The following is a 24,537-nucleotide window of genomic DNA, read 5'->3' as shown; positions in this document are numbered from 1 at the left end:
ACCCGTGGGTAACCGTTTACCTGGTGCTGTGAGGGTGGATGCGCCGGCTGGAACGGCCGGCAGCATTCACTCGACCCGGAGGACCTTCGTGTACCTGATTGCCAGACCGTCCAAGTTCCATCCCGCCCGGCCTGTGGCCCTGACTGCCAGCACCCTGGCCGTCCTCGCCGCCGCGTCCCTGTTGAACCCGTCCAGCGGCAACGCCGCCGAGCCTGCCGACTGGGACGCCACCGCCTACCGCGGCAGCGTGAACGTCGTCGAAGGGCCTGACGAGAACCAGCAGGTGATCGACGGCATCGCTTTCGTGGACGAGGACCAGGACTCGGTGCAGGACGGAAACGAGCGCGGCCTGGCCGGGGTGACTGTGTCCAACGGGCGTGACGTCACGAAGACGGACAGCCAGGGCCGCTACGAGCTGCCGGCGTTCGACAACATGACCGTCTTCGTAACCCAGCCCCGCGGCTACCAGGTTCCGGTGGACGGGGACAACGTGGCCCAGTTCTTCTATCACCACTTGCCTGCCGGCTCGCCGGAGCTGAAGTTCGGCGGCATCGAGCCGACCGGAGAGCTGCCGGACCAGGTGAACTTCCCGCTGGCCAAGAGCGGCCTGACCCAGTCCCCTGAACAGCATTGCGTCATCGGTGGCGACGTCCAGACCTACAGCCAGGACGAGGTGGAATACGCCCGCACCGGCGCCTTCGCCGACCTGGCCGCAAGAACGGACTATGCAGGCTGCGGCGCCCTGTTCATCGGCGACGTGGTGGGTGATGATCTCTCGCTGTACCCGCAGACCCGCGAACTGGCCGGCATGCTGAACGGCCCGGCCCGTTTCCTCCCCGGCAACCATGACCTTGATTTCGATGCCACCAGCAGCGAGCATACGTTCGACACGTTCAAGGCCAAGCTCGGCCCGGAGTACTACTCCTACGACGCCGGCAAGGCGCACGTCGTCGCGCTGAACACCGTGGAGTTCCCCACCAAGCTCCCGGCTGCGAAGGGCGACTACACCGGTTCGCTGGATGAGCAGCAGCTTGAATGGCTGCGCAATGACATCGCCCAGGTGCCGCAGAACCAGCTGATCGTCCTGGCCGAGCACATCCCGCTGCTCGATTACGCCGACCAGGGCAGCAGCAAGCACCAGGTGGAGCAGGTCAAGGAGATCTACAAGATCCTCGAAGGCCGCGAAGTGGTTGCCCTGGGCGGGCACACCCACAGCATCGAGAACCTCCGCGAAGGCGACTCGCTGGCAGGCTGGTCCGAGCTGTTCGGCATCGATGCCCTGCCGTTCACGCACATCACCGCCGGCGCCATCTCCGGTGACTGGTACTCCGGACGCCAGACCGCCGAGGGCTACCCGCTCGCTTACCAGCGCGACGGCGGCCTGCCGGGCGTGCTGACGCTGGACATCAAGAACACCGAGTTCCAGGAGCGCTTCACGGTCCGCGGCGAGGACGAGTCACTGCAGATGTCCCTGGGCCTGAACACGCCGCGCTACCGCGAGTGGTACGCCCAGAACCTGGCTAACAAGGGCAGCGCCCCCGCATTCGCTGACCCGCTGACGGTTTCCCGCGACGATCTGGCCAACACCACCTGGCTGACCAGCAACTTCTGGATGGGCAGCACCGGATCCACGGTGAAGGTACAGCTCGACGGCGGCGAGACGGTTGAGGCGGTCCGCACCCAGCAGATGCAGGGCGAAGGCCAGCTGGTGGGCGCCGAGTACTCCGACCCGGTCGCGGTTCAGGAGCAGCTGGTCAACGGCGGAAGCCTGGCCGACCGCATGATGCACCTGTGGCGGCTGCAGCTGCCTGCCGACCTGGCAGCCGGCGAGCACACCGCCACTGTCACCGCCACCGACGTGTACGGCCGGACGTTCACGGAGACCCTGACCTTCCAGGTCGCCGGATAACGATCGAGTTCCGCTGCATAGCGGATACGGACAGCCCTGGCACGAGGCATGTGCCAGGGCTTTTCCGCACTCAGCGCGGGAGGCCGGCCCTGATCTGGATGAGCGTGAGGTCCAGCAGCGGCGTGGGGACGTTCAGGTCGCGGGCCCGGCGCGCGAGGTCACCGAGGATGTGCTCCGCTTCGGAGGGCAGCCCTGCGGTGAGGTCCCGGTACAGCGAGGAGGTGAAGGCCGAGCCCGGCTCGGTGAGTATCCCGACCGCCTGTGTATGAGCGGCGTCGGACACGGGATGTCCCGCCGCTGCGGCCACCGCTTCGGTTTCAGTGATGGCCTCCAGGATCCTGGCCCGCCCGCCGGCGTCGAGGATCCGTCCCACCGGGGCCCGGAACAGGCAGTTGACGATTCCCGCGGCAGCGATGAAGGCCCATTTCTCCCACAGGGCGGCCGTTACGTTGTCGGCTGTGGAGAAGTCGACGCCGGGCACGTCCAGGGTATCGGAAACCTCCGCGGGGACGGTGTTTCCGTTGAGGCCGCCGATCATGAGGGACGTGAGCGGCACCTGCTGGCGGACCACATCGCCGTCGAGGGTGGCGACGATCCGGGCCAGGCCGCCGAGGACCTGGCCCGGGTACTGCTGCTCCAGCCGGTCCACGTGGGTCATGCCGTTGAGGATCGGGATGATGGCGGTTTGGGGCCCCACGAACGCGCCAATCTCGCCGAGCACGCCGTCCAGCGCGGTGGCTTTGACGGTAACCAGGATCAGATCAAAAGGCCCAGGCCTGTCGGTCGCAGTGATGGTCTGCACCTGGTGTGTCCGGTCATTGGTGGGGGAGATGAAGCGCAACCCATCGCGGCGGAGAACCTCCTGCTTGCGCGGCCGCACCAGGTACGTGACGTCCCGTCCCGCTTCCTGCAGGAGCGTGCCGAACGCCCCGCCTGTTGCTCCGGCTCCGACGACGAGAATCCGCATGGGTGCGTACCTTCCGGGTGGTGTTCGAGGATGGACCGGGCACAGCAGCCTGGGAACACTTGTGGCTTAGTATCCGCTGTCCCAAGGCTAGGACGTTTCAGCGGGACATCCCACCTGTGGCGCCTGAACCCCAGGGGAAGGCCGCTTCTGCGGTTAGTTGTAGATGCTGCGGTTGATCTCCACGAGGTCGTCGGTTGTGAGGACTGCGCCGTTTTCGATCTTCTCGGTGATGGTGGTTATGGCGAGGTCCCTGCGCGGGGATATGAGGTCTTGCCTGGCAGCCTGCAGTGCTGCCGGGAGGTGGTGGCGGGTGAGCTCCGTGCAGTAGGCGGGGGCTCCGGGCTGCTGGCGCCATGATTCGGCCAGGCTGCCGGCGTCGACGCCATCGAACCCGGTGGCCTCCACCAGCGCCAATGCCGCACGCTTATCCGCCTCGCGGTCACCGGCTACTGCGACCGCGAGGCGGCCGGGAGCTCCTGCTGCTTTCCCCTTGGCCTCGAGGGAGCCGGCCAGGACGGCATTCCAGGCTTTTGCCACGGGCCGGCCGAGTTGTTCGGCAACCCAGACGCTTTCAACCTGGCCTTCGTCGAGGGCCGGGATATGCCCGTCACGCAATGGGTAGTAGTTCGAGGTGTCGATGACGGCCACCTCGTTGGGCAGGTCCGCGATGAGGGCCTTGACCGCGGGCATGCTGCTGAGGGGTACGGAGATGATGAGGACCTCGATATGGGTGATGACGTCGGTGGCGTCGACTGCCCGGGCGCCGGCCGCCACGATGCTCGGGTCGATGGTGTGGGGTCCGCGGGAGTTGGCGATTTTGACGTTGTGTCCTGCAGAACTGAGCTTGCGGGCGAGGATAGATCCGATCGATCCGGCGCCGAGGATGCCGATGTTCATGTCATGCCTTTCATCGAAGATGGTCCCGTTGTGGGGCCTTTGCTGTGGTCTCTGAGAGCTGGTGGTACGTGCCGTCAAGATAGAGGAGTGGACCGGCGGTGGGTTGGGGGTAGCTGTGGCCGAGGGCAAGCAACGTGAGGATGTAGCTGCTTCCGGCCGGGACACGGTCAAGGATCCGGGCGCGGACACGGGCCCGTGTGTTCTCCAGCGCTGGTTCTCCGGTGGGGAGCAGGAACCAGTCGCCGGCAGCGAACCGGTCAATCCCGGAAGTCGCGAACCTCGCGGCCAGGCCGGCCTGATTGCCGGCAAGGAAATTCACCACGACAGTGTCCGTGCTGGCCAGTGCCGGCCATGAGGACGACGCTGCGCTGACCGAGAAGGCCAGTACCGGCGGCTCTGCAGAAACGGAGGTGATCGACGTCGCCGTGAATCCCACTGGACCGCCCGGGCCAGTCAACGTCACCACGGCTACGGCTGCAGCATGGTGCCGGAAGAGGCTTTTGAACTCCCTCGAGTCCAGTCCAGCCTGCATTACGAGATCACCGATATGGGCTGTTGGTCCACGGCGGCCGGGGTGCGGTCTTCGGACGAATTCCGGTGTTTGGTGACGAACAGCGCGCCGAGCAACGCGCCGAACGCGATGAACCCGGCTGTGGTGAAGGCGGCTTGTCCTGCGGAGACCGTCTCGGTGACGCTTAGCGCCCCGGCGTGTATTGAGTTGGCTCCGATGGTGTAGGCCGAGACGAGTACAGCGCCCCCGGCCGCACCTGCCAACTGCTGGGCTGTGGTGAATGCTGCGCTGCCATGAGGGTAAAGGTCTGTGCGCAGGGAAGACAGTGCCAGGGTGGTGAGTGGAGCCCACATCATGGCCTGGGCTCCGGACATGACCAGGTACGCCGCCAGGTAGATTAAGACGCCGTTGGTCTCGTTGAGTGTGCTGAGGAACCAGATGCTCGCCGTCCAAATAAGTGCACCTGGGATTACCAGCGGACGTGGTCCGAACCGATCGTAGGCCCTTCCGCCAAGGGCGGAGACAATCGAGATCATGGCTCCGCCGGGCACCAGGAAGAGCCCGATTGCCATGGTCCCCAATCCCAGGGCTCCGGTAAGGACCAGGGGAAGGATGATGAGGATGCCGAATCCGTTAATGGCGATAAAGAGCATTACGACCAGGGGTACGAAGGACCTGGTGCGGAAGATGCGCATATCCAGCAGCGCGTCGCCGCGGCGTCGCAGTGCGATCTGACGAAAGACGAAGGCAGCCACGCCGGCAGCGCCTACCGCGATGGGAAGGTAGGGCGGGACCTGTGCGTGTCCTGATACGGATTCCCCGATCGATGCCAGTCCGTAGACCAAAGCACCGAATCCGGCAGCGGACAGCACGAGGGACGCAACATCGAGTGTGACCGGTTCCGGGGTTGTGATGTTTTTGAGTTTGGCGGCACCGAGAACCAGGGCGGCTACGGCGATCGGCAGGATGAGGATGAAGAGCCAGCGCCAGGGCAGGTAGGACAGCACGAACCCGGAGATGGCCGGGCCCAGGGCCGGTGCTATTGCTGGGACAGCGGTGACGATCGCCATGATGGAACCGCGGCGTGATTCGGGGACAAGGCGCATCGCGGTGGTCATGAGCAGCGGCACGAACACGGCCGTTCCAACGGCCTGGATGATGCGGCCGGTGAGTAGGACCCCGAATCCCGGGGCTGCGGCCGCAATTGCTGTTCCGATGATGAAGAGTGCCATCGCGCTGAGATATATCGTCCGCAGGTGGAAACGGCGCATCACGAATCCGGTCGCCGGGATCAGTACTGCCAAGGTCAGGAGGTAGCCCGTGGTCAGCCATTGCCCGGCCGAAGGGGTGATTTCCAGGCTGGATATCAGCGTCGGCAGCGCTACGCCCAGCAGCATTTCGTTGAGGAGGACGAGGAAGGTTGAGACCATCAGCAGGCCGATAACGAGCGCATTGCCCGGTGCGAGCCGTTCGTGGGAGCCAGGATTCCGTGGGTGGTCTGTAGCGGATGAGTTTAAAGCCATGTTCGTGTCCTCCAAGGAGGGGTAGAAAAGGATCAGGAAAGGCGCGGGTCCGGGCCGTACTGCGCCGGGGCGCCGAGATGGTCGCGGAGAGTGGTTCCCGCGTAGTCGTGGTGGAACAGGCCCCGTTCCTGCAGCAGCGGAACAACCTGGTCCACGAAAGCGTCGATCCCGTCGGCGTAAACATCGATGGCCAGGGAAAACCCGGCGCAGGCGCCTGCTTCAAACCATTCCTGCATGTGATCGGCGACGTCAGCGGCGGTACCTGTCACAACCGGGTGGTAGTCAATGACGCCGTGCGCCAGCACGTCCCGCAGGGTCCAGCCCTCGCGCGCTACCTCAAGCGCACGGCGGGACCGCGGGTCACCCGGGCTCGGATGGGCAGCGGCAAGCTGCTGCCCATTGAGAGGCTCATCGAGCTGGTCCGGGGAGAGGGGCAGGCCGATCAGCGCACCAAGGTAACGGACGCGCTGGTTGAGATCCACCGACTCATCAAGCTTCCGTCGCCGGTCAAGAGCAGTGCGTCGGGACGAGGCGATGCTGGGCATGAACCCGGCGAAAAGCTTCACCTCGTCAGGGTTCCGGCCAACCCGTTCAGCGGCTGCCCGCAGGGCATCCCGGTGCGCCCGGCCTTCTTCAATAGTGAACGGATTTGCGTATACACCGCTGGCGTAGCGGGCGGCGACCTCCAGCCCGTGGACTCCGCCGCCGGCCTGGAAAATCACCGGCTGTCCTTGCTCCGACGGGGGAATGGGCAGCGGCCCGGCGGAGGACACATGGCGGCCGCGAAGGTTTACCGGCTGGATCCGGGACATGTCGGCGAACCGCTTGCCGTCGACATCACGCACCCAGGCGTCAATGCCCCAGCTGCCCCATAACGCCTGGACAACCTGGACCACCTCGTGGACGCGCTCGTACTTCTGCTCCCGCGGCGGCAGAGTAATTCCGTAATTGGCCGCCGCGTCAGGATGCGAGGTGGGAACGGCATTCCAGCCGGCACGGCCGCGGCTGGCCACATCCAGTGCCTTGAACTGCCGGGCAATCGTGAACGGCTCATTCAGCGTCGTCGATGCCGTCGCGACAAGACCGATCCGCTCCGTCCCGCGCGCCATCGACGTGAGCACCACAAGGGGATCAATGGCGTGATGGGGTGCCTCGCGCTCCAGGTCCACATCGAGAATAGGGGTATCCGCCAGGAAAATCAGCTGGATCTTCCCGCGCTCGGCCGCCTGGGCATAACGCGTCATGACATCCATGTCCACGTAGCTTGAGGGGTCCACCCCGGGCATCCGCCAGGCGCCGGGCTGGGCCCCGTAACCATTGGCCACCTGCAATGCCAGCAGCATTTGAGAGTCAGGGGAAGGGGACATGACGAGATCCTTTGGCTGCAAATCAAGGGGGAAGGGGGTTCCGGGCACAGCCGCAAGCACATGACACGGAAGATAAAAAGGAGATAGTCTCCTCTTAGGAAGAAACGATACGGAGAGTGTCTCCGATTTGTCAATGCAAGGGGTGAACCATGGCCAGAACGGCATCCGGCAGCCGCAGTCCCCGGGCTGACGCCCAGCGCAACAGGGACCACATCCTCGATACCGCCGCACAATACTTTTCCGAGCACGGGGTATCAGGGTCGCTGGACGCGATCGCCAAAAAGGCCGGGGTCGGTGCGGGGACTTTGTACCGCCACTTCCCCAACAGGGAGGCACTGCTCGCAGCCCTGCTGACCGCGCGCGACGAGGAACTCGTCTCGCGGCGTGACGCCATCCGCGCGGAAGGGGCAGGTGCGGCCAGCTGTCTTGAACTGTGGCTTGATGCCCTGATCGAGTGGGCGGGCGCCTTTGATGGGTTGCCTGAACCGCTCCGGACGGCCACCACCACGGAAAAGTCCCCGCTGGGCATCACCTGCCAGGGGTTCATCACCACCACCGACGAGTTCCTGACGGCGGCCCAGGAAGAGGGCACTGCGCGGCCCGAAGTCCGGGGGCGGGACCTTTTCCTCGCCGCGCTGGCTACCAGTTGGGTGCGCGATGCGGCCATGGCTGACGAGCTTTCCACCCAAGCCCTGACATCCCTCGTCAAGAACGGATGGGCTGTGTCCGCTACGGATACCGCGCGCCAGGGGAGACCGTAGACTCGGGTCCATGTCTCTTGGGGGGATGCCGGTTCGGCGCGTAGGAATATTCATGGTTTCGGCTGTTGTGGCCATATCAATGGCGGGGTGTGAGTACAGCGGCCCGGACGAGCCGCCGGTACCTTCATCCCCGCCGCCCGCTACGCCGTCGGCCGCGTCCTTCGAGGAGAACGTCAGCGAAGTGGCGCGTTTGCTTCAGGCTTCCCCTGCCGACCCCGGCCTGCCGTCCGAGGCAGAACCCGCCGGGAAACTGTCCCTTGACCTGGCGCCCGGCGACTATCTGGTCACCGGCGCCTGCGCAGGGGTTTACGGGGCGAAGCTCACCGTTGTGAAAGCCGACGGCGTCCCGGAGGCGTCCAGCTTTGAGTGCACTTCCACGCTGGACCGTTTTGTCAGGCACGACGGCGGTCCCCTCACCATCAGCGCGGTGCCGCCAAGCGGCCGGCCGGCCGCGACGGGCGTCAAGGTGCAGGCCAACCCTGACCGCAGGCTTTCGGAGCTCGAAGACCTTTCAGACTGGGCAGCACAGCAGCTGCAACCGCCTGTGCCCGGCGAGCTGCGGGGCACCGGCAGCGGGAACACAACCACCACCGCCGGCCTGCAGGCCCAGCCGGGCGAGTACGAACTGCAGCTCGTCTGTGCCGGACTGCCGGTAGCCGAGCTGTCCGTGGCCACCTGGAAGGGCGTGGAAGTCCTCGCGCCCGTGCAGGTCCCGTGCAGCGGGAGCGTGTTCAAGGCGCCCGTGGTGCTGCCCACCGAGGGGGCCGACCTCACGATGGGACCCGGCGGCCTGGACAGCCGGTTCGCGTACCGGCTGGTCCCCACAGGCCAGCCCTGATGAAGCCGGGAAGGTTCGCAGTGGCCCGGGCGTAGGGTGGGAGGCGGACGAAAGGAGCATTTCATGAAGAAAATCCTCATGGTACTGACCAGCGTTTCCGAGATCGGCGACACCGGAGAGAAGACCGGCTACAACGTGGCCGAGGCTGCACATCCCTGGAAAGTGTTCAAGGATTCAGGGCATTTCGTCGACTTTGCGTCCATCCAGGGCGGCCAGCCCCCGCGCGACGAGGTGGACACGAAAGATCCCATCCAGGTCGCCTTCACGGAGGATGAGACCACGCGCGCGGGCCTTTACAACACGGCCCGCGTCGACGTCGTTGATCCGGAGCAGTACGACGCCGTCTATCTCGTGGGTGGCCCCGGCACCATGTGGGACTTCCCGGACAGTGAGGGCCTGCAGAACCTGGTGGCCAGCGTCTACAACAACGGTGGCCTGGTGGGCGCGGTCTGCCACGGACCGGCCGGCCTGCTGAACGTGGAGCTGGAAAACGGGCTTCGCCTCGTCGAGGGCCGCAAGGTGGCCGCGTTTACGAACGACGAGGAGGTCGCGGCAGGCAAGGACAAGGTCATCCCGTTCTTCCTGGCAGACCGGCTGGAGGAGCAGGGGGCCACACATGTGTCCGCTGACGTCTTTGAAGAGAAGGTTGTGGTTGACGACCGCCTGGTGACCGGCCAGAACCCGGCGTCCGCTGCCGGCGTGGCCAAGGAGATGGAGAAGCTCTTCGCAGCGGTCATCCACCAGGAAAAGGCCGTGGAACAGCACGACGCGGAGGCCCTGCGCGCCGAGAAGGACGCCATCAAGGCAGCTGCCGCCGCGGAAGCGGAGCAGTAACCCCAACGCGCTAGTAAACCTGACGGCCACCCGGATGATTGGGTGGCTGTCAGTTTTTGCGTGCGGGCGGCAGCAACCGCGGTGCAGCTTAGGCTTGGCCTATGTCTACTGACGATGAGAAAGACCCTCCCGTCCCCGCTGACGTAGAGGGCAAGATCCCGAAAAAGGTTCACGACAAGCCAGGCACGAATGATCGTGAGGCAGAGGCCGACGAACCCAAGGACTGACTGGTCCTCATGCAGAGCGGCTGTTGCCTCCGTTTGTCCTCTAAGAAGGGCCGGCGAACTCGAGTCCGCGCTCTTTCAGCGCGGCTTCGAGGAGGCGGATGGCTTTGGGTCCCACGCCATGAAGGGCGAGCAGCTTACCAGGTTCATGTGACGCCACCTGCGCCAGTGTTGTGATGCCCGCCTGCAGCAGGGCGCTGTTGGCCGGCCGGCCCAGGGGAGGCAGGTCCCCGATCTGTGCAGGGGTGTCTCGGGTGCTCATGGGAACAGGGTACCGGGCACCGGTAAGCGCCAAGGAGGCCGCATCAGCCCTTGAGCGGTTGGGCGGACCGCGATACAGTGACTGCCTACGACACTTCAGGAGAGACGCCATGTCCCTTGTCCGCGTGCATAACTTTTCGGTCTCCCTCGACGGCTTCGGCACCGGCGAAGGCCAGCAGCTGGACGCTCCCTTCGGCCACGCAGGCATGCGGCTGATGGAGTGGGCCTTCGAGACGCGGACCTTCCGCGCGATGGGCATCCATGGGGAAACGGAAGGATCCTTCGGTGTCGACGAGGCTTTCGCCAGCCAGTGGGGACCCGGGGTCGGCGTCGAAATCATGGGGCGCAACAAGTTCGGTCCCCAGCGCGGTCCCTGGGAGAACGAGGACTGAAAGGGGTGGTGGGGCGATAACCCCGTGTTCCACACCCCAGTGGTTGTCCTGACACACCATCCCCGGCCTGTGCTCGAAATGGAAGGCGGAACAACTTTCCATTTTGTTGACGCGGACCCTGCCTCCGCCCTTGAACAGGCCCGGGCCCTTGCGCCCGGCATGGACGTCAGGATCGGCGGCGGCGCCAGTACGGTGGGTCAGTTCCTCGAGGCCGGCCTGATAGACCACATGCATTGTGTCCTCGTGCCGATCCTCCTGGGCCGGGGTGAACGGCTCTGGGACGGACTCGAGGGCCTTGAAGAACGCTTTGACATTGAAGCGACCCCCTCCCCGCAGGGGGTTGTCCATCTGGTCTTCACCCGTCGCACGGTGGTGTAGGCGGGGGAAGGCCCGACGGCGCTACCAGAGTTTAGCCCGCCACCGCCGCCTTCGCTGCCTGCGAGGCTGCCATCCATTCGCTCAGCCACGGCGCCCGGACAGTGGACGTGATCCGGCAGTCGGCCACGAAGGTTCCGCGGGCGCCGGCGTCGATCCACTCCTGCAGCTCAGACAAGTCCGCGAGGGACCGGATGACCGCCGACTCGGCACCCAACGCGCGCGCAACACCGCTGAAGTCCACCTCGGGGATCATCATGGGCTTTTCCGTCAGGCCCTGGGAGCCGTACTGGTGGATCTCGGCCCCGTAGGCGGCGTCGTTGTAGATCACCACAATCGCGCTGCGAGCCGCACCAATCAGCGATTCGAGGTCCGCCAGTCCCATCAGGAAACCGCCGTCGCCGGAGGCGAGCACCAGGGTGCGGCCGTCCTCCACGGCCCGGGCTGCCCCGACGGCGCTCGCAAGTCCCAGCCCGATGGACTGGAAGGCGGTCCCCACCATCACCAGGTCCTGCGGCCGCGGGATGTTCCAGTACATGGGCGCCCAGCCGATGAAGTGCCCGCCGTCCTGGACCACCGTGCGGCGCGCCGGCAGGACGGCATCCAGTGCGGTGGCAAGGGAGCGCGGGTCCAGCCGGCCGTCCGGGGTCTCGCCCGAGCCAGGGTGGTGGGCCGGTCCTTCAGCAATGCGCCTGGACGCTTCCACGCGCCATCCGTCCGCAGCAGCCTCTCCATCCAGCAATGAAAGGAGACGTCCTGCGGCGGTTTTCGCGTCAGCGCTGACGAAGTGGTCCACGCGGGGGTGCGTCGGCTGCAGGCCGGCGTCGATCTGGATGACCGTGCTGTCCGGGCCGAGCAGGTGCCCGAACCGCATGGTGAAGGGGCTCAGGCTGGCCCCGGCCACCAGGACAACGTCCGCCTCGCCCATGAGCCCGGCCGCGGTGTCCGTGCCGAAACCGCCGGCCACGCCCAGGTACCCCTCGCCGTTGAGGAGGTTGAGCGCCAGGGCGGTTCCAGCGGTCAATGCGCCGAGCCGGTCGGCGAGTTCGCGGAGCTCCGTGCCAGCGCCGGCGAGGTGCGCACCGCGGCCGGCCAGGATCAGCGGCCGCCTGGCACCGGCGAGCAGGCGGGCTGCCTGCCCAAGGCCGCCGTCGACGTCGTCCGTCACCCTTGATGCGTTCGCTGCCGGAAGGTCCTCGTTCCCGGCCTCGAGAGCCGCGAGGTCGTAGGGGATGGCAAGCACGACGGCGGTGCGCTTGGTGAGTGCGTACTCCACCGCCTGCCGGGTGATGGCGCCCGCGGCGTCGCGGGTGACGGTGAAGGTGGCCGAGCCGAGGCCCGCGGCGATGGCTGTTTGGTCCACGTCCTGCGGCCGCGCGCCGCTGGTGGGGGCGTCGCCGGTGACCAGCACCACGGGAATCTGCGCCTGGACTGCCTCGGCCAGGGCGGTGAGTGCGTTGGTGTAGCCGGGGCCGTAGGTGGTGGTGCCCGCGGCGAGGCGTCCCGACGCGCGGTAGTAGGCGTCGGCGGCGGCGATCGCGGCGCCTTCGTGCCGGACCGGGGTGAAGCGGATGCCCTGCTTCTCCGCGGCGTCCAGAAAGTAGACGTTGCCGTTGCCCATGACGCCGAAGACGTCGCTGACGTAGCTGCTGAGAACCTGCGCCACGCGACCTGAGACGGTGAGAGTAGTCATGCAGGAAGCGTGTGGCCTGGATCTCACATTTGCAATACCCGAGGATGCTGTTGGGACTTTTGGCAGCAGTGGGTTCTTGCAGTGACAATTTGCCCAGTCGGGCACGCCACCAGCGCTTACTCCGACGTGCGGGATTCCTGCTCGGACAGCCGGCTGATGAGGCCGTCGTAGCGGGGCGGCATGAGTTCCATGACGGAGATGGCGGTGCTGGTCCGCTGGATCCCGTCGATCTCCAGGATCTGGTTGGTGATGCGGTAGAGGTCGGCGGTGCCGCGGGCCACCACCTTGGCCATGAGGTCCGCGTCCCCGGTGGTGGCGTGCACCTCGATGACCTCGGGGATGGCGGCGAGCCCGCTTTCCACCGAGCCGAACCGCGTCTGGCTGATTTCCAGGGAGAGGAAGGCCATCAGTTCGTAGCCGAGTGCGGCGGGGTCCAGCCGCCGGCTGAAGGAGCGGAGCGCGCCGCTGCGTTCCAGCCGCGCCAGCCGGGCGTGGACGGTGTTGCGGGCGACGCCGAGTGTCCGGGAGAGTGCCAGGGCGCTGGCTTCGGGATCCTTGTCCAGGGCCAGGATGATGCGGCCGTCGAGCGAATCAAGGGTGCGAGTGTTCGCGATGGTCATATTTTCACCACAGATACTAGAAGTTGAGCAGAAGTCCCAATGGCTAGAGCGTATCTTGCAATGTGGGCCGGGTCACTTCCATAGTCAGTCCTCATGACCGCTGAACAACTCTTGGCCGCTCCCGCCACCGCGCTGCCCACCCTTCGTGGCGCCGTCGCCGGCCTTCCGTCCTACGTCCCCGGGCGGCGCAGCGCCGGCGCGGACATCGCAGCCCTCGCCAGCAACGAAAGTCACTATGACCCGCTGCCCGCAGCCATCACTGCGGTGGCCGAAGCAGCGGGCAGGATGAACCGCTACCCGGACATGGCCGCCGTCGAACTCCGCGAACGGATCGCCCGGCACCTCGGCGTCGCCGCCGGGGAAGTGGCGGTGGGGCCCGGCAGCGTGGGCGTCCTCCAGCAGATCATCACCGGACTGTGCGACGCGGGGGACGAAGTGGTTTTCGCGTGGCGCTCCTTCGAGGCCTACCCCATCCTGGTGGAGCTGGCAGGCGCCCGGCCGGTCCGCATCCCGCTGGATCACCTTGAGGGCCACGACCTCGATGCCATGGCCGCGGCCGTCACCGACCGCACCAAGGTCATCCTGCTCTGCACGCCCAACAACCCCACCGGGGTGCCGATCAGCCACGAGCGTATCGAGGCCTTCCTGGGCGCTGTCCGCTCCGACATCCTCGTGGTGATCGACGAGGCCTACGTGGAATATGCCGAGGCGGGCAGCGGCCCCGATTCCCTGGCGCTCTACCGCCAGTACCCGAACGTCTGCATCCTGCGCACCTTCTCCAAGGCCTACGGGCTCGCCGGCCTGCGCGTGGGGTACGCCGTGGCAGCACCGGCCATCGCCGAGGGGCTGCGCCGGACCGCCCTGCCCTTCTCGGTGAGCGGTCTGGCCCAGAAGGCGGCTGTCGCGTCGCTGGACGCGGGGGAGGAGATGGAAGCGCGGGTAGCCGCCGTTCGGCAGGAGCGCGTCAGGATGGCAGCGCAGCTGGAAGCCCAGGGCTGGAAGCTGCAGCCGAGCCAGGGCAACTTCCTCTGGATCCGTGCCGATGACGATCTCCTGGCGACGCTCGTGGACGCGTTCAACGGCGCGGGCATCATGGTCCGCGCGTACCAGGGCGACGGCGTGCGGATCACCGTTGCCGATGCCGCCTCCAACGACCGTGTGCTCCGGCTCTTGGAAGCCCACGCGGCCTGAATTTTATCCCCAACAGTTCCACCTACTAACTAGAGGAATCCTCATGGAACAACAGACAAAGACGTCTGCCCGCGCGCTCGGCGCGGCCCTCAAACCCCGCCAGCTCACAATGATGGGCCTCGGCAGTGCCATCGGCGCGGGTCTCTTCATCGGCTCCGGCGCGGGTATCCAGGCGGCCGGCCCTGCCGTACTGATCTCCTACCTCGTGGCTGGCACGCTCATCATCCTGGTGATGTGGGCCCTCGGTGAGATGGCCGCGGCCAACCCGGACAGCGGCGCCTTCTCCGTCTACACCGCCAAGGCCTACGGACCCGTGGCCGGCGCCACCGTGGGCTGGCTCTGGTGGATCCAGCTGGTGGTGGTCATCGCAGCCGAAGCGCTCGGTGCGGCAGGACTGCTGGCCACCATTTTCCCGGCGCTGCCGGTGTGGCTGATGGCCTTCGTGTTCATCGTGGTGCTTACCGCCGTGAACCTGACCAGCGTGAAAAACTTCGGCGAGTTCGAGTTCTGGTTCGCTCTGCTCAAGGTGGCGGCAATCGTTGTGTTCCTGGCCGTGGGCGCTGCCCTTCTCTTCGGCTGGCTGCCGGGCGTCCAGTCGCCGGGCCTGTCCAACTTCATGGGCGATGGCTTTGCCCCGAGCGGTTTCGCTGGGATTGCCACGGCACTGTTCGTGGTGGCGTTTGCGTTCGGCGGCACCGAGATCGTGTCCGTGGCGGCAGCCGAGACCGCCGAACCCGCCCGCAGCGTGAAGAAGGCAGTCCGCACCGTGCTGTGGCGCATCCTGGTGTTCTACATCGGTGCCATCTTCATCATCGCGGCCGTGGTTCCCGTCGGTTCGGAGGGGCTAAAGAGCCCATTCGCCGCGGTGCTGGAGGCCGCCGGCATGCCGGGCGCAGCCACCGCCATCACGCTGGTGGCTGTCGCAGCACTGCTGTCCGCGCTCAACGCCAACCTCTATGGTGCCTCTCGGATGGCGTACTCCCTCGCGGAGCGGGGTGAAGCACCCCGCGTGCTTGCTGCGGTGTCCAAGGCGCGGGTTCCGGTGGTCGCAGTCCTGGCCAGCGTCGCGTTCGGCATTATCACGGTGGTGCTGGAGCTGGCGTTCCCAGAGATGGTCCTTGGCGTTCTGCTCAACATTGTGGGCTCCACGTGCCTGCTGGTGTGGACGTCCGCGCTCCTGGCCCAGCTTGCCCTGCGCCTCCGCGCCGACCGCGAGGGAACGGCGCTTCCCCTGCGGATGCCCGGCTTCCCGTGGCTCACAGGCTTTGGCCTGCTCATCCTCGCAGCGATCTTCACGGTGGGCTTCATCGGCGAGGACTCCCGTCCCCAGCTCCTGAGCACGTTCGGACTGGTAGCGCTCCTGGCCGTGGGGTGCTGGATGAACCACCGTTCCCGGAAGGCTTCGCCCGTGGTCGGAGCGTCGGACGGCGAGAAGGAGCCGGTGCTCATCGACTGAAGTAGGTGCGAGCCTGCTCCACGAATATAGGTATTCCGAGGGCGCGTCCGGCTTTGCCCGGGCGCGCCCTACGATGTTCTGGCTAGGAGGCCAAACCGGACGAAAGGTGGCCGCACTGGGGTGCTCCCGGACGCCTTCCGAAAACGCGATCCCAGCGCCTGTTTTCCAGTGCGAGACTGTGGGCGCCTCCCGGCATCAGCTATTCCGTAATAAGCCATGGCCGTCCAGCGGCCACCGATTCGCTGAATGCAACCGCCAATTTCGAGACCAGCAAGCGAGACACATCCAAGGCTGATTGAGTTGGGCAATGTGTCTTACAACCGATGTGTCCCAGTACCCACACATAGAAAGACCGTGAACGAGGCTGAGGCTGAGGCTAATTCGAGCGCTGCGCCCGGTATTCTCTTGCTATACAAGTTGAGGGGCCAAGTGTGGGGATCAGTTTTTCTAAGACGGTTGAGTTCGAACCGAATGATCAGGGTGAGTTTGGGGCGTTACGTCTGGAAGCCGAGCTCGCTCGACTATTTGCTGACGGCTCGCAGTACGCTGAGATGAGGTTCAAGCGGTTTCCCTGGGTGATTAGCGACGAAGACTCGTCGACAGCCAGAGGCAAAACGGTCGGAGGAGCTTTTCAGGAATTCCGCAAGCATGATCTCACTCCAAACTGCCTAAGGATCAGAAAGACTGCTGTCGCCGGTCCGTTTCTCGAAATGGGAGTTACCTTTGAGGTGCGTTACTGGATCGCACAGAACAGGGTCGAGGTGGATCTTTGGGGACCCGACCGCATAACGCTTGATGGTGTGGCTGCCTTTTTCGAACGTATGGGGGAGCGCCTGCAGCGGCCGCTCACGCCGGAAGAACGGGCTTTGCTGACGTCGCCTCCCGAGAAAAGTTCGTGGCTTTCTCGTGCTTGGAGGGATCATGCAGTTATGCTCGTCATTGCCGTTGTGGGTCCCATAGGTGCCACTCTTCTAGGGCTCTGGTTGGGCCTTCCGAAGTAACACTTTTCTCACAGAAATCACTCTGCGAGGATCGATGAGAGGTCGCGGAGGTGTATTCCCTACCTTGGGCAAAGAGCCCTGAGCGGGGCATCCAGGGTTTCCCGAAAAAACCTTAGCCGTGTGAACTGTGAACCACTGCCTATACGCGTTCGATGCTGGTAAGGATTTCCGTACTTATACAAGCCCCGCAGCTTGTCGAACAGCCTCTCAGCCTTGCCACCTCCAGTTTGAGCTGATACTCCCGTGCACTGCTCCCTCCAACGGCTCGCGGAACTACAGATCCGCGAGCCGTTCTTACCTATCGACGCATATTGGAAGTCGGGGGCTTTTCACCATTTCATTGTCTGGATGGCACCACGGCTAATCCCTAGGCAACAACGGACAAGAGTCCCAGTCACCCCCCTGCAGCTTGAGAAAGCAATCATTCGCAAAACATCACCCCTGCTCAACTACACCCATGCCAGCCGTAGCCCTTACCGTAGCTTCATACACCGCGCTAGAAACGACATGCTCGCTGCGACCTGCCCGCCTGGGAATCGGCGGTCATACTACGAAGCTGGGGCGAAGGAAATTCCAACCCTCGGGTAGATCCAGTTGGCACGCGGCCGCCGTTCGGCGTCTCGTTTGAAAGTCCATGTATTGTGCTTTTGTGAACATATCCCCGACGCCTACTACTCATGTGGTGCTGGATCTAGTTGCCTGGAATGAAAGCGGGTCGCTGGAACTGAGTCCTAAGTTTCAGCGACGACCCGTCTGGAAGGCAGCATCCAAGAGTTACTTCATCGATTCCCTTCTTAGAGGGTTTCCCGTCCCGCCCATACACATACGGCTGGGAATGCGGAATAAGGGCGCATACAGGGAGATCATTGACGGGCAGCAAAGACTCCGCGCGGTGTTCGACTTTGTACGTGGTAAATACCGTCTGAGTCGGACCCTGGAGGCCCCATGGGCCGGTATGGCCTTTAAGGACTTGGATGTTGAGCAAGCGGAACGCTTGATGATGTATAAGTTCCACGCTTTTGAGTACGATAACGTCGCTGACGCAACAATCCTTGAAATATTCGCCCGTATTAACACCTACTCCGTGGCTCTTTCGCGGCAGGAACTCCGCAACGGAAAGTACTTCGGAGTGTTCAAGACTGCTATGTACGAAATTGCCCGGGAACATCTCGAATTTTGGCGCAGCAGCCGACTTTTTTCGGAGGTCGGCATCGCTAGAATGCAAGAAGTCGAGTTTGTGAGTGAACTTAGTATCCTGCTCATGGACGGGCTGCAGGATAAAAAGACTTCCGTCGACTCTTTCTACTCCAGCCTTGACGATGAGTGGGGCCGGGACCCGATTTCGTGGATCTCCGGAAAGCAAAAGAAGCCTCTTCGCTATTTAAGCAGAGATGAGACACACAAGAGATTTGAAGCCATAATATCGGAGATCTCCACTTCACTTGGGGACGTGGTAAGTGGGGCGGAGTTCTCTCGGACTCCTCTCTTCTACACACTCTTTGGTGCCGTTGCGCATCGACTCTACGGCGTGCCTGGGTTGGATCTAGCAACTCCTCTTCGACCGCTGGACGACAACGACCGCCTGTCTTTGAGGGCTGCCGTGACGCGTCTATCTGAATTGGTCAATGACAAAGCCTCAAGCGATGACTTGGGCGGATGGCAACGGTCATTTGTGCACTCCGCTGCTAGGCAGACCGACAATCTTGGACCAAGAACAGAGCGATTGACCATCCTCTGGGACCTAGCCAAACTTTCAGCTTAATCATGGTTGTTCGGCTAGCAGTTGCGCTAACAAAGTTTGAGAATGATTGTGCTCAAACACTGAGCTGGTTGGGGGCGACTGAGGCGCTTTGGATGGCGGCACCTCCAACTACTCAAGTACGACGCAACCTGAAAGCGCCGCAAATGGAGGCTTTATATGAAGCTGCCTATCTTCGGATTTTCGCTGCGTGGGAGGTGTTTCAGGAGGATGCTACGGTGCGTTTGATGGCTGGCGCAGCTTCGCCAACATACCAACCCAAAGCGCCGAGCGGTGCTTCCTTACACCCTTCACTGAAGGCTGCCCGGCTTTCCTTGTATTCCGGTTCTCAATTCCTTTTGTGGCACAGCCCCACGAAAGCAATAACTCGGATCTCTCGAGTGTTAGACGGATCTCCAATTGAAGTGGAACTATCCAATAGTCAGAACCGTCTGCAGCACCTGGGAAATATTAGGCATAGGGTGGCTCACAGTTCGGATGATGCAGATGCAAAGTTTAAAGTGGCAGCCCTCGATATTACTGGAATCTCTTTTAGTGGAAGCCCAGGCAAATTGCTCAGGGCGCATGATGCAACCGATCCGCTGAATCTTAAAAGGTGGATTTTTGTGATTACTAACGAATTACTGGAAATCGCAGGCCGCTGCGTGGGCTGAGCTTGGCTCGGGTCGATGTCACTCCGCTAGGCCGTACGTGAATAATTTACCGCCTGCCTGGTATGTGCACTGCAAACGAAAGCCGATAGCAGTCATTGACCGGATGCTATTCAAGTAGCACAGGGAATACTCCTGCGCTTTCGATCCTGGCTTCCCAAGAATTCGGGTGGCTGCCGACGCAGAAGCGGCCCATCGTTAGTCGTCATGCGACTTAGGCTCCGCCCTCGGCTAGCCCCATAAACATCGTCCGGTGCAGAACATCCACGTGCTTCCGGGAAACCTCCACGGCTTCCTCAACATTGCCGCCGCGGAGGGCGGCTACGAGAGCGATGTGGTCGTGGTTGGACTTGTGGAGCTTCTCGACGGGGTAGGGGATGAAGTAGTCGTAGAGCTCGGCGAGCGTCTCGTGATAAACCTCGACGGCGGAGTCCAGGCATGACGCAGTCCCCACCAGTTGATGGAACTGCTCGTCCATCCGGTGGTAGTAGGACCAATCTGTCGCCTGAGCCATTTCCCGGGTCAGCCGCTCCAGCTCATCCAGCTGCTCAGCCGTGGCGTTGACGGCGGCGTAATGTGTCACAGCGCACTCAAACAGCAGCCGCCGGTCCACCAGCCGGTTCACGGCCTGCGATTCAGCGGGGGAGGCGGAGAGCTCAGCCAAAACATCGGCAGGCGGCGAATCCGCCACAAACGTTCCGCCGGCCCGACCTCGCCGGCGCACCACCACACCCTGCTCCGCCAGGCTCGCCAGCGCACGTCGGGCCGTGATCGGGCTGACCGAAAGACCCAGCGCAACGTCCTCCTGGTCAGGCAGCCGCTCTCCCGGATTCAAGAGCCCAAGCGAAATCGCCATCCCGATCCGCATCCGGACAGCATCCATCGCACTGCGGCGCTCCATTCCGCGCATCCTGCCGGAACTTAGGCGCGTGGGCTCAACGGTGTCCTCCAGCTGAGGGGTCATATCCGCTACTTTACGGCCCACACCAGCCCCCTTCCCTTTTTTGGATCATTCTGATCTAATATAACCCGGATCACATCCCCACAGCGGAGAAAACCCATGCAACGCATCCTTCCCCTCATCGCCGCCCAGGCACGGCCGCGGCTCATCGGCGAACCCGTCTCGGCCTTCGCGGACGAGGTCAAGAAAGCCCTCGAGGCCCAGCCGCACAGCAAACTGGTCGTCTTCCCCGAGCTGCACCTGTTCGGCGACGAAAACCCGGACCTACAAAGAACCGAGATCCTCCAGGCAAGTGCCGAACCCTTGGACGGGCCAAGAGTCAAAGAGCTCAAACAACTCGCGAAAGACCTCAACATCTGGCTGGTCCCGGGCAGCGTCTGCGAACGCGGCCCTGAAGGGCAGCTGTTCAACACCCAGCTGGTCCTGTCCCCGGAAGGGGATCTCGCCGGCTACTACCGGAAAATCTTCCCATGGCGCCCGTTCGAGCCCTACGACCCCGGCGACAAGTTCACCACCGTGGACCTGCCCGGCATCGGCAGGATCGGCCTGAATATCTGCTACGACGCCTGGTATCCGGAGGTGTCCCGCCAGCTCGCCTGGATGGGCGCCGACGTGATCCTCAACGTCGTCAAAACCACCACCCCGGACCGCAAACAGGAACTGATCCTCGCCAAGGCCAACGCCATCGTGAACCAGGTGTTTATGGTCAGCGTCAACTGCGCCGGCCCCACCGGCCAGGGCCGGAGCATCATCGTGGACCCGGAAGGCAACACCCTCACAGAAGCAACAGACGATCAGCCGCAGCTGCTCACCGCGGAACTGGACCTTGCCGCCGTCGACCGCGTCCGCACGCACGGCACGGAGAACCTCAACCGCCCCTGGTCGCAGTTCCGCGAGGGGGAGCCCGCCGTCGAACTTTCCGTCTACCAAGGCCGCATCAACCCGGCCACCTGGACACCGCCGTCCTACAAGCCCTAAGGAAACACCGTGACAACAACCCTCACCCGCACGCTGAAGCTGCCCTCGCTGGTCCTGTTCGGGCTGGCGTACCTGACCCCCATTATCGTCCTGGGGATCTTCGGCATCATCGCCGAAACCACCGGCGGCGCCGCGCCCGCCGCGTACCTCGTGGCGCTCGTAGCCATGCTTTTCACGGCGCACAGCTACGGGCGGATGGCCATCGCCTACCCCGTGGCCGGCTCCGCCTACACCTACGTCCGCCGGTCCATCGATTCCCGGGTCGGGTTCCTGGTGGGCTGGGCCGTGCTGCTCGACTACCTCTTCCTGCCCATGGTCATCTGGCTCATCGGCGGCTCCTACCTGAGCGCCCAGTTCCCCGGCATCCCCATCGGCGTCTGGATCGTGGGCTTCATCGTGATCACCACGCTGCTGAACATCCTGGGCATCAAGGTGGCGGACAAGGCCAACTACGTGCTGATGGCGTTCCAATTACTGGTCCTGGTGTTCTTCGTGGCGCTGGCCATCGGCAATGTGGTGTCCGCCAACGGTGCCGGGGGACTGGCCAGCGGGCAGCCGTTCTTCAACGACACCGCCAGCTTCGCCACCATTTCCGCCGGCGCAGCCATCGCCGCGTACTCGTTCCTGGGGTTCGACGCCGTCACCACCCTCACCGAGGAAACCATCAACCCGCGCCGCACTGTGCCGCGCGCCATCATGCTCGTGGCCCTGATCGGCGGCGGCATCTTCGTGGCGGTGTCCTACGTGACCCAGCTGGTACACCCCGGGGGAGTGTTCGAGGACTCGGCCTCCGCGGCCAGCTCCATCGCCCTGCAGATCGGCGGGCAGCTGTTCGGCGCCGTGTTCCTGGCCGGCCTGGTGGTGGCGCAGTTCGCCTCCGGTCTCGCCGCGCAGGCCAGCGCCTCCCGGCTGCTGTATGCGATGGGCCGCGATTCCGTCCTGCCCAAGGCTGTCTTCGGCCGGCTGAGCGAGAAGTTCCACACCCCGGTGGCGAACCTGGTGATCACCGGCATTGTGGGCCTGATCGCGATCTTCCTGGACGTGGCCACGTCGACGTCGTTCATCAACTTTGGTGCCTTCACCGCCTTCACGCTGGTGAACGTCGCGGTGGTGTTCCACTATGTGCGCCAGCGCCGGGCCGGGCAGCAGCTGAACCCCCTGTCCTACGTGGTGGTCCCGGTGATCGGCGCCGTCATCTGCGCCTACCTGCTCTCCCGGCTGGACAGCAACGCCATTACGCTGGGGGTGTCCTGGCTGGTGCTGGGCGTGGTGGTCCTGGCCCTGATCACGCGCGGCTTCAAGGCCTCGCCGCCGGAGATGACGGCCACGGAGAAGGCGACGGTCGAGGCCGCCGCCTGACCGGTCAATTCGTAGTGTGGCCATTGTGTTGAGGGAGGAAGAGCCGTGAGGATAGCTCTGGGGCAGCTGGAGTCGGGTGCCGACATCCGGGCCAACCTCGCCGCGATCGACCGCTTCGCCGCCGAGGCAGCGCGCGACGGCGCCGTGCTGGTGGCATTCCCGGAGTACGCGACCTACGAGAAGAAAAAGGTGGACGCGACCTTCCCTGCGGTGGCCGAGCCGCTGGACGGGCCCGTCTGCCGGGAACTCGCCGGCATCGCCCGCCGGCACCGCATCGCGCTGGTGGCGGGCGTAGTGGAAACCTCGGACGAACCGGGCAGGGCGTACAACACGCTGGTGGCTTTCGGGCCCGACGGCGGCCGGCTGGCCTTCTACCGGAAGATCCACCTTTTCGACGCGCAGGGCTTCGGGGAGTCGAAGTTCATCAAGCCGGGCCCGTCCACCGAACCTGTGGTGTTCGAGCAGGGGAGAGTGCGGTTCGGCCTGATGACCTGCTACGACCTGCGGTTCCCGGAGCTGGCCAGGTCGCTGGCCGACGCCGGCGCGCAGGTCCTGCTGGTCTGCTCGTCCTGGGTGCCGGGGGAGCACAAGACGGAGCAGTGGCTGGCGCTGAACGCCGCCCGGGCGATCGAGAACAGCGTGTACGTGACGGGGGTGTGCCAGGCGCCGCCGGTGTCCGTGGGGCGGAGCGTGCTGGTGGATCCGATGGGTGTTGTGGAAGCGGACCTTGGGCTGGAGCCCGGTGTCCGGGCGGTGGAGGTTTCGCTGGAGACGGTGGAACGGGTGCGGAAGTCGTTCCCGATGTTCCGGCAGCGGAGGCTCTAGCCGAATCGAAGAGCCGGGAGCCCCGTCACCAAATCCCAGATAAATTCAGTGCCGGTTTGGTAATGCCGTTGGCGAACGACTTGCAAGAACGTGAGGTAGCCTGGCCGCAACAATAGGAACTGAAAGGACTGGGGGCAGGGTGGCAGGGAAACCGACTGATTGGTCTCAAACGGAAGTGGCAATGACCGTACGGAGCTACCTTGACATGTTGCAGCTAGAAGTGTCGGGGCAATCCTACGTAAAGAGCCATTTTAGAAAAGCGCTTTTGCCTCGCCTCTCGAATCGCTCCGAGTCGGCTATCGAGTTCAAATACCAGAACATTTCAGCCGTGCTGATGAAGCTTGGCCTACGGCCGATCCGCGGTTACCAGCCTGCCCAGAACTATCAGCAGACTCTGGTCCCTGAAGTTCAGCGCCAACTGGCGTCAAGGCCATCCATCATCGAGCTTGTCCTGGCCGAAGCCTTGCGAGTGCCCGAAACCAGCCCGATCGGTTCCCTTGATTTCGATGGTGCCAGCGTTCCTTCGATCATTGTCCCGCAATCTTCTAATGGGGATACTGTTCACGCCGCCCGTCCCGACTACGCGGCAATTGAGGCAAGAAATCGCGCGCTCGGGCTTGCAGGAGAGCTCGCCGTAGTCGATCTCGAATATCGGAGGCTTGTCAAAGCAGGGAAAACCAATTTAGCTCGTCGGATTGATCACGTCAGCGAGTCGCGAGGTGACGGGGATGGCTACGACATACTTTCGTTTGAGGAAAACGGCAGAGAAAAGCTGATCGAAGTGAAGACCACAAGATCTCGTGCTGAGACGCCTTTCTTTGTCACCAGCAATGAACTCAAAGTGTCGAGGCAACACCCGGACATCTACTGCCTCGTGCGTGTATACAACTTTGGAAATGACTCCGCGTGGTTTCCTCTGAGAGGTAATCTCGATGCGTCTTGCCTCCTAGAGCCAAACGGTTTCACTGCGCTTCCTCGTCCAGCCTGATTGAATCCTGGCGAGGTTTTGCCGCTGCGAGTGCGCCAAAGATCAAGATCAACTCAAGAGCGGGGCAGGGTTTCGCCAGTTTTTCGTGTCCACTGAGCTGCCCCGGTAAAGAGGGAATTACGATCGACAGCAACACCTTGGCTAAGCAGATGGCCAGGTAACTTGTAGCTGCTCTACGGGTCGGCGTTCCGCGCCTG

At 63.9% G+C, this 24,537-nt stretch carries 23 protein-coding genes and 1 pseudogene; 15 read left to right on the top strand and 9 right to left on the bottom strand.

All coding sequences use genetic code 11. From position 1 onward, the window contains the following. Positions 1–88: 88 nt before the first annotated feature. Entirely contained in the window at positions 89–1,909 is a 1,821-nt protein-coding gene (locus ACIQF4_RS07840; RefSeq protein WP_350003844.1) for a calcineurin-like phosphoesterase family protein, read from the top strand. Between the two features lie 70 nt (positions 1,910–1,979). Here ACIQF4_RS07840 and ACIQF4_RS07835 read toward each other — a convergent pair whose 3' ends face one another. The 5 genes from ACIQF4_RS07835 to ACIQF4_RS07815 form a co-directional block, all read right to left on the bottom strand. Continuing rightward, the gene (locus ACIQF4_RS07835) at positions 1,980–2,876 is read right to left on the bottom strand and encodes a 2-dehydropantoate 2-reductase (protein ID WP_400516777.1); all 897 of its coding nucleotides are present in this window, start codon (positions 2,874–2,876) and stop codon (positions 1,980–1,982) included. A gap of 153 nt (positions 2,877–3,029) precedes the next feature. After that, positions 3,030–3,773, bottom strand: a complete 744-nt coding sequence (locus ACIQF4_RS07830; protein ID WP_400579871.1) for an NADPH-dependent F420 reductase — start codon at positions 3,771–3,773, stop codon at positions 3,030–3,032. 10 nt (positions 3,774–3,783) lie between these two features. After that, on the bottom strand, positions 3,784–4,305 hold the full coding sequence (locus tag ACIQF4_RS07825) for a flavin reductase family protein (RefSeq protein ID WP_400516775.1): 522 nt from the start codon (positions 4,303–4,305) through the stop codon (positions 3,784–3,786). After that, positions 4,305–5,807 carry an MFS transporter gene (locus ACIQF4_RS07820; RefSeq protein ID WP_400516774.1) on the bottom strand — a complete coding sequence of 501 codons (1,503 nt, stop codon included), beginning with the start codon at positions 5,805–5,807 and terminating at the stop codon, positions 4,305–4,307. The genes ACIQF4_RS07825 and ACIQF4_RS07820 overlap by 1 nt, the downstream gene beginning before the upstream one ends. A 32-nt stretch (positions 5,808–5,839) precedes the next feature. After that, complete coding sequence (locus ACIQF4_RS07815; RefSeq protein ID WP_400516773.1) at positions 5,840–7,174, bottom strand: NtaA/DmoA family FMN-dependent monooxygenase; 1,335 nt, start codon at positions 7,172–7,174, stop codon at positions 5,840–5,842. 149 nt (positions 7,175–7,323) lie between these two features. On the opposite strand from ACIQF4_RS07815, the gene ACIQF4_RS07810 reads away from it, so the two are divergent. From ACIQF4_RS07810 to ACIQF4_RS07795, 4 genes are all read left to right on the top strand, one after another. Next, a complete protein-coding gene (locus ACIQF4_RS07810; RefSeq protein ID WP_350003838.1) occupies positions 7,324–7,935 on the top strand; it encodes a TetR family transcriptional regulator in 612 nt (203 codons plus the stop codon). Between the two features lie 52 nt (positions 7,936–7,987). Next, entirely contained in the window at positions 7,988–8,773 is a 786-nt protein-coding gene (locus ACIQF4_RS07805) for a hypothetical protein (protein WP_350003837.1), read from the top strand. Positions 8,774–8,836: 63 nt separating this feature from the next. Continuing rightward, positions 8,837–9,607 carry a type 1 glutamine amidotransferase domain-containing protein gene (locus tag ACIQF4_RS07800; RefSeq protein WP_400516771.1) on the top strand — a complete coding sequence of 257 codons (771 nt, stop codon included), beginning with the start codon at positions 8,837–8,839 and terminating at the stop codon, positions 9,605–9,607. A gap of 101 nt (positions 9,608–9,708) precedes the next feature. Then, entirely contained in the window at positions 9,709–9,834 is a 126-nt protein-coding gene (locus ACIQF4_RS07795) for a hypothetical protein (RefSeq protein ID WP_400516769.1), read from the top strand. 40 nt (positions 9,835–9,874) lie between these two features. On the opposite strand, the gene ACIQF4_RS07790 is transcribed toward ACIQF4_RS07795, so the two are convergent. Further along, positions 9,875–10,093: a hypothetical protein gene (locus tag ACIQF4_RS07790; RefSeq protein WP_400516768.1), complete on the bottom strand. Its 219-nt coding sequence runs from the start codon at positions 10,091–10,093 to the stop codon at positions 9,875–9,877. Between the two features lie 109 nt (positions 10,094–10,202). Here ACIQF4_RS07790 and ACIQF4_RS07785 point away from each other — a divergent pair. Beyond that, positions 10,203–10,862: pseudogene (locus ACIQF4_RS07785) on the top strand (dihydrofolate reductase family protein). 31 nt (positions 10,863–10,893) lie between these two features. On the opposite strand, the gene ACIQF4_RS07780 reads toward ACIQF4_RS07785, so the two are convergent. Both ACIQF4_RS07780 and ACIQF4_RS07775 read right to left on the bottom strand, forming a co-directional pair. After that, positions 10,894–12,552, bottom strand: coding sequence for a thiamine pyrophosphate-binding protein (locus ACIQF4_RS07780; protein WP_400516767.1), 1,659 nt, complete (start codon positions 12,550–12,552; stop codon positions 10,894–10,896). 116 nt (positions 12,553–12,668) lie between these two features. Then, complete coding sequence (locus ACIQF4_RS07775) at positions 12,669–13,172, bottom strand: Lrp/AsnC family transcriptional regulator (protein ID WP_174175741.1); 504 nt, start codon at positions 13,170–13,172, stop codon at positions 12,669–12,671. Between the two features lie 93 nt (positions 13,173–13,265). Here ACIQF4_RS07775 and hisC point away from each other — a divergent pair, with 93 nt between their 5' ends. The 5 genes from hisC to ACIQF4_RS07750 all read left to right on the top strand — a co-directional run bounded on the left by hisC (position 13,266) and on the right by ACIQF4_RS07750 (position 19,232). Beyond that, positions 13,266–14,363, top strand: coding sequence for a histidinol-phosphate transaminase (hisC, locus tag ACIQF4_RS07770; RefSeq protein ID WP_400516766.1), 1,098 nt, complete (start codon positions 13,266–13,268; stop codon positions 14,361–14,363). A 43-nt stretch (positions 14,364–14,406) separates the two neighbouring features. Further along, complete coding sequence (locus ACIQF4_RS07765; protein WP_400516765.1) at positions 14,407–15,819, top strand: amino acid permease; 1,413 nt, start codon at positions 14,407–14,409, stop codon at positions 15,817–15,819. 431 nt (positions 15,820–16,250) lie between these two features. Beyond that, the gene (locus ACIQF4_RS07760) at positions 16,251–16,820 is read left to right on the top strand and encodes a hypothetical protein (protein WP_400516764.1); all 570 of its coding nucleotides are present in this window, start codon (positions 16,251–16,253) and stop codon (positions 16,818–16,820) included. A gap of 649 nt (positions 16,821–17,469) precedes the next feature. Beyond that, a complete protein-coding gene (locus tag ACIQF4_RS07755; protein WP_400516763.1) occupies positions 17,470–18,582 on the top strand; it encodes a DUF262 domain-containing protein in 1,113 nt (370 codons plus the stop codon). Between the two features lie 92 nt (positions 18,583–18,674). After that, on the top strand, positions 18,675–19,232 hold the full coding sequence (locus tag ACIQF4_RS07750; RefSeq protein ID WP_400516761.1) for a hypothetical protein: 558 nt from the start codon (positions 18,675–18,677) through the stop codon (positions 19,230–19,232). Positions 19,233–19,443: 211 nt separating this feature from the next. Here the strand turns inward: ACIQF4_RS07750 and ACIQF4_RS07745 are convergent, their stop codons facing one another. Next, positions 19,444–20,193, bottom strand: a complete 750-nt coding sequence (locus ACIQF4_RS07745) for a FadR/GntR family transcriptional regulator (protein WP_400516760.1) — start codon at positions 20,191–20,193, stop codon at positions 19,444–19,446. Between the two features lie 96 nt (positions 20,194–20,289). Here ACIQF4_RS07745 and ACIQF4_RS07740 point away from each other — a divergent pair, with 96 nt between their 5' ends. The 4 genes from ACIQF4_RS07740 to ACIQF4_RS07725 all read left to right on the top strand — a co-directional run bounded on the left by ACIQF4_RS07740 (position 20,290) and on the right by ACIQF4_RS07725 (position 24,340). Beyond that, a complete protein-coding gene (locus ACIQF4_RS07740; RefSeq protein WP_400516759.1) occupies positions 20,290–21,168 on the top strand; it encodes a carbon-nitrogen hydrolase family protein in 879 nt (292 codons plus the stop codon). Between the two features lie 9 nt (positions 21,169–21,177). After that, entirely contained in the window at positions 21,178–22,527 is a 1,350-nt protein-coding gene (locus ACIQF4_RS07735) for an APC family permease (RefSeq protein ID WP_400516758.1), read from the top strand. Between the two features lie 45 nt (positions 22,528–22,572). Beyond that, positions 22,573–23,352, top strand: a complete 780-nt coding sequence (locus ACIQF4_RS07730) for a carbon-nitrogen hydrolase family protein (RefSeq protein WP_400516757.1) — start codon at positions 22,573–22,575, stop codon at positions 23,350–23,352. 205 nt (positions 23,353–23,557) lie between these two features. Next, positions 23,558–24,340, top strand: coding sequence for a DUF3883 domain-containing protein (locus tag ACIQF4_RS07725; protein ID WP_400516756.1), 783 nt, complete (start codon positions 23,558–23,560; stop codon positions 24,338–24,340). Positions 24,341–24,537: the final 197 nt, after the last annotated feature.

The organism is Pseudarthrobacter sp. NPDC092202 (assembly GCF_044755505.1).
GTDB lineage: Bacteria > Actinomycetota > Actinomycetes > Actinomycetales > Micrococcaceae > Arthrobacter.
The sequence above is the reverse complement of the archived record's forward strand: the minus strand, read 5'-3'. Positions and strand labels throughout refer to the sequence as shown.

Coding starts and splice junctions, on each gene's coding strand:
- ACIQF4_RS07835 (WP_400516777.1), bottom strand. CDS start 2,876: ATGCGGATTCTCGTCGTCGGAGCCGGAGCAACAGGCGGGGCGTTCGGC.
- ACIQF4_RS07830 (WP_400579871.1), bottom strand. CDS start 3,773: ATGAACATCGGCATCCTCGGCGCCGGATCGATCGGATCTATCCTCGCC.
- ACIQF4_RS07825 (WP_400516775.1), bottom strand. CDS start 4,305: ATGCAGGCTGGACTGGACTCGAGGGAGTTCAAAAGCCTCTTCCGGCAC.
- ACIQF4_RS07820 (WP_400516774.1), bottom strand. CDS start 5,807: ATGGCTTTAAACTCATCCGCTACAGACCACCCACGGAATCCTGGCTCC.
- ACIQF4_RS07815 (WP_400516773.1), bottom strand. CDS start 7,174: ATGTCCCCTTCCCCTGACTCTCAAATGCTGCTGGCATTGCAGGTGGCC.
- ACIQF4_RS07810 (WP_350003838.1), top strand. CDS start 7,324: ATGGCCAGAACGGCATCCGGCAGCCGCAGTCCCCGGGCTGACGCCCAG.
- ACIQF4_RS07805 (WP_350003837.1), top strand. CDS start 7,988: ATGGTTTCGGCTGTTGTGGCCATATCAATGGCGGGGTGTGAGTACAGC.
- ACIQF4_RS07800 (WP_400516771.1), top strand. CDS start 8,837: ATGAAGAAAATCCTCATGGTACTGACCAGCGTTTCCGAGATCGGCGAC.
- ACIQF4_RS07795 (WP_400516769.1), top strand. CDS start 9,709: ATGTCTACTGACGATGAGAAAGACCCTCCCGTCCCCGCTGACGTAGAG.
- ACIQF4_RS07790 (WP_400516768.1), bottom strand. CDS start 10,093: ATGAGCACCCGAGACACCCCTGCACAGATCGGGGACCTGCCTCCCCTG.
- ACIQF4_RS07780 (WP_400516767.1), bottom strand. CDS start 12,552: ATGACTACTCTCACCGTCTCAGGTCGCGTGGCGCAGGTTCTCAGCAGC.
- ACIQF4_RS07775 (WP_174175741.1), bottom strand. CDS start 13,172: ATGACCATCGCGAACACTCGCACCCTTGATTCGCTCGACGGCCGCATC.
- hisC (WP_400516766.1), top strand. CDS start 13,266: ATGACCGCTGAACAACTCTTGGCCGCTCCCGCCACCGCGCTGCCCACC.
- ACIQF4_RS07765 (WP_400516765.1), top strand. CDS start 14,407: ATGGAACAACAGACAAAGACGTCTGCCCGCGCGCTCGGCGCGGCCCTC.
- ACIQF4_RS07750 (WP_400516761.1), top strand. CDS start 18,675: ATGGCGGCACCTCCAACTACTCAAGTACGACGCAACCTGAAAGCGCCG.
- ACIQF4_RS07745 (WP_400516760.1), bottom strand. CDS start 20,193: ATGACCCCTCAGCTGGAGGACACCGTTGAGCCCACGCGCCTAAGTTCC.
- ACIQF4_RS07740 (WP_400516759.1), top strand. CDS start 20,290: ATGCAACGCATCCTTCCCCTCATCGCCGCCCAGGCACGGCCGCGGCTC.
- ACIQF4_RS07725 (WP_400516756.1), top strand. CDS start 23,558: ATGTTGCAGCTAGAAGTGTCGGGGCAATCCTACGTAAAGAGCCATTTT.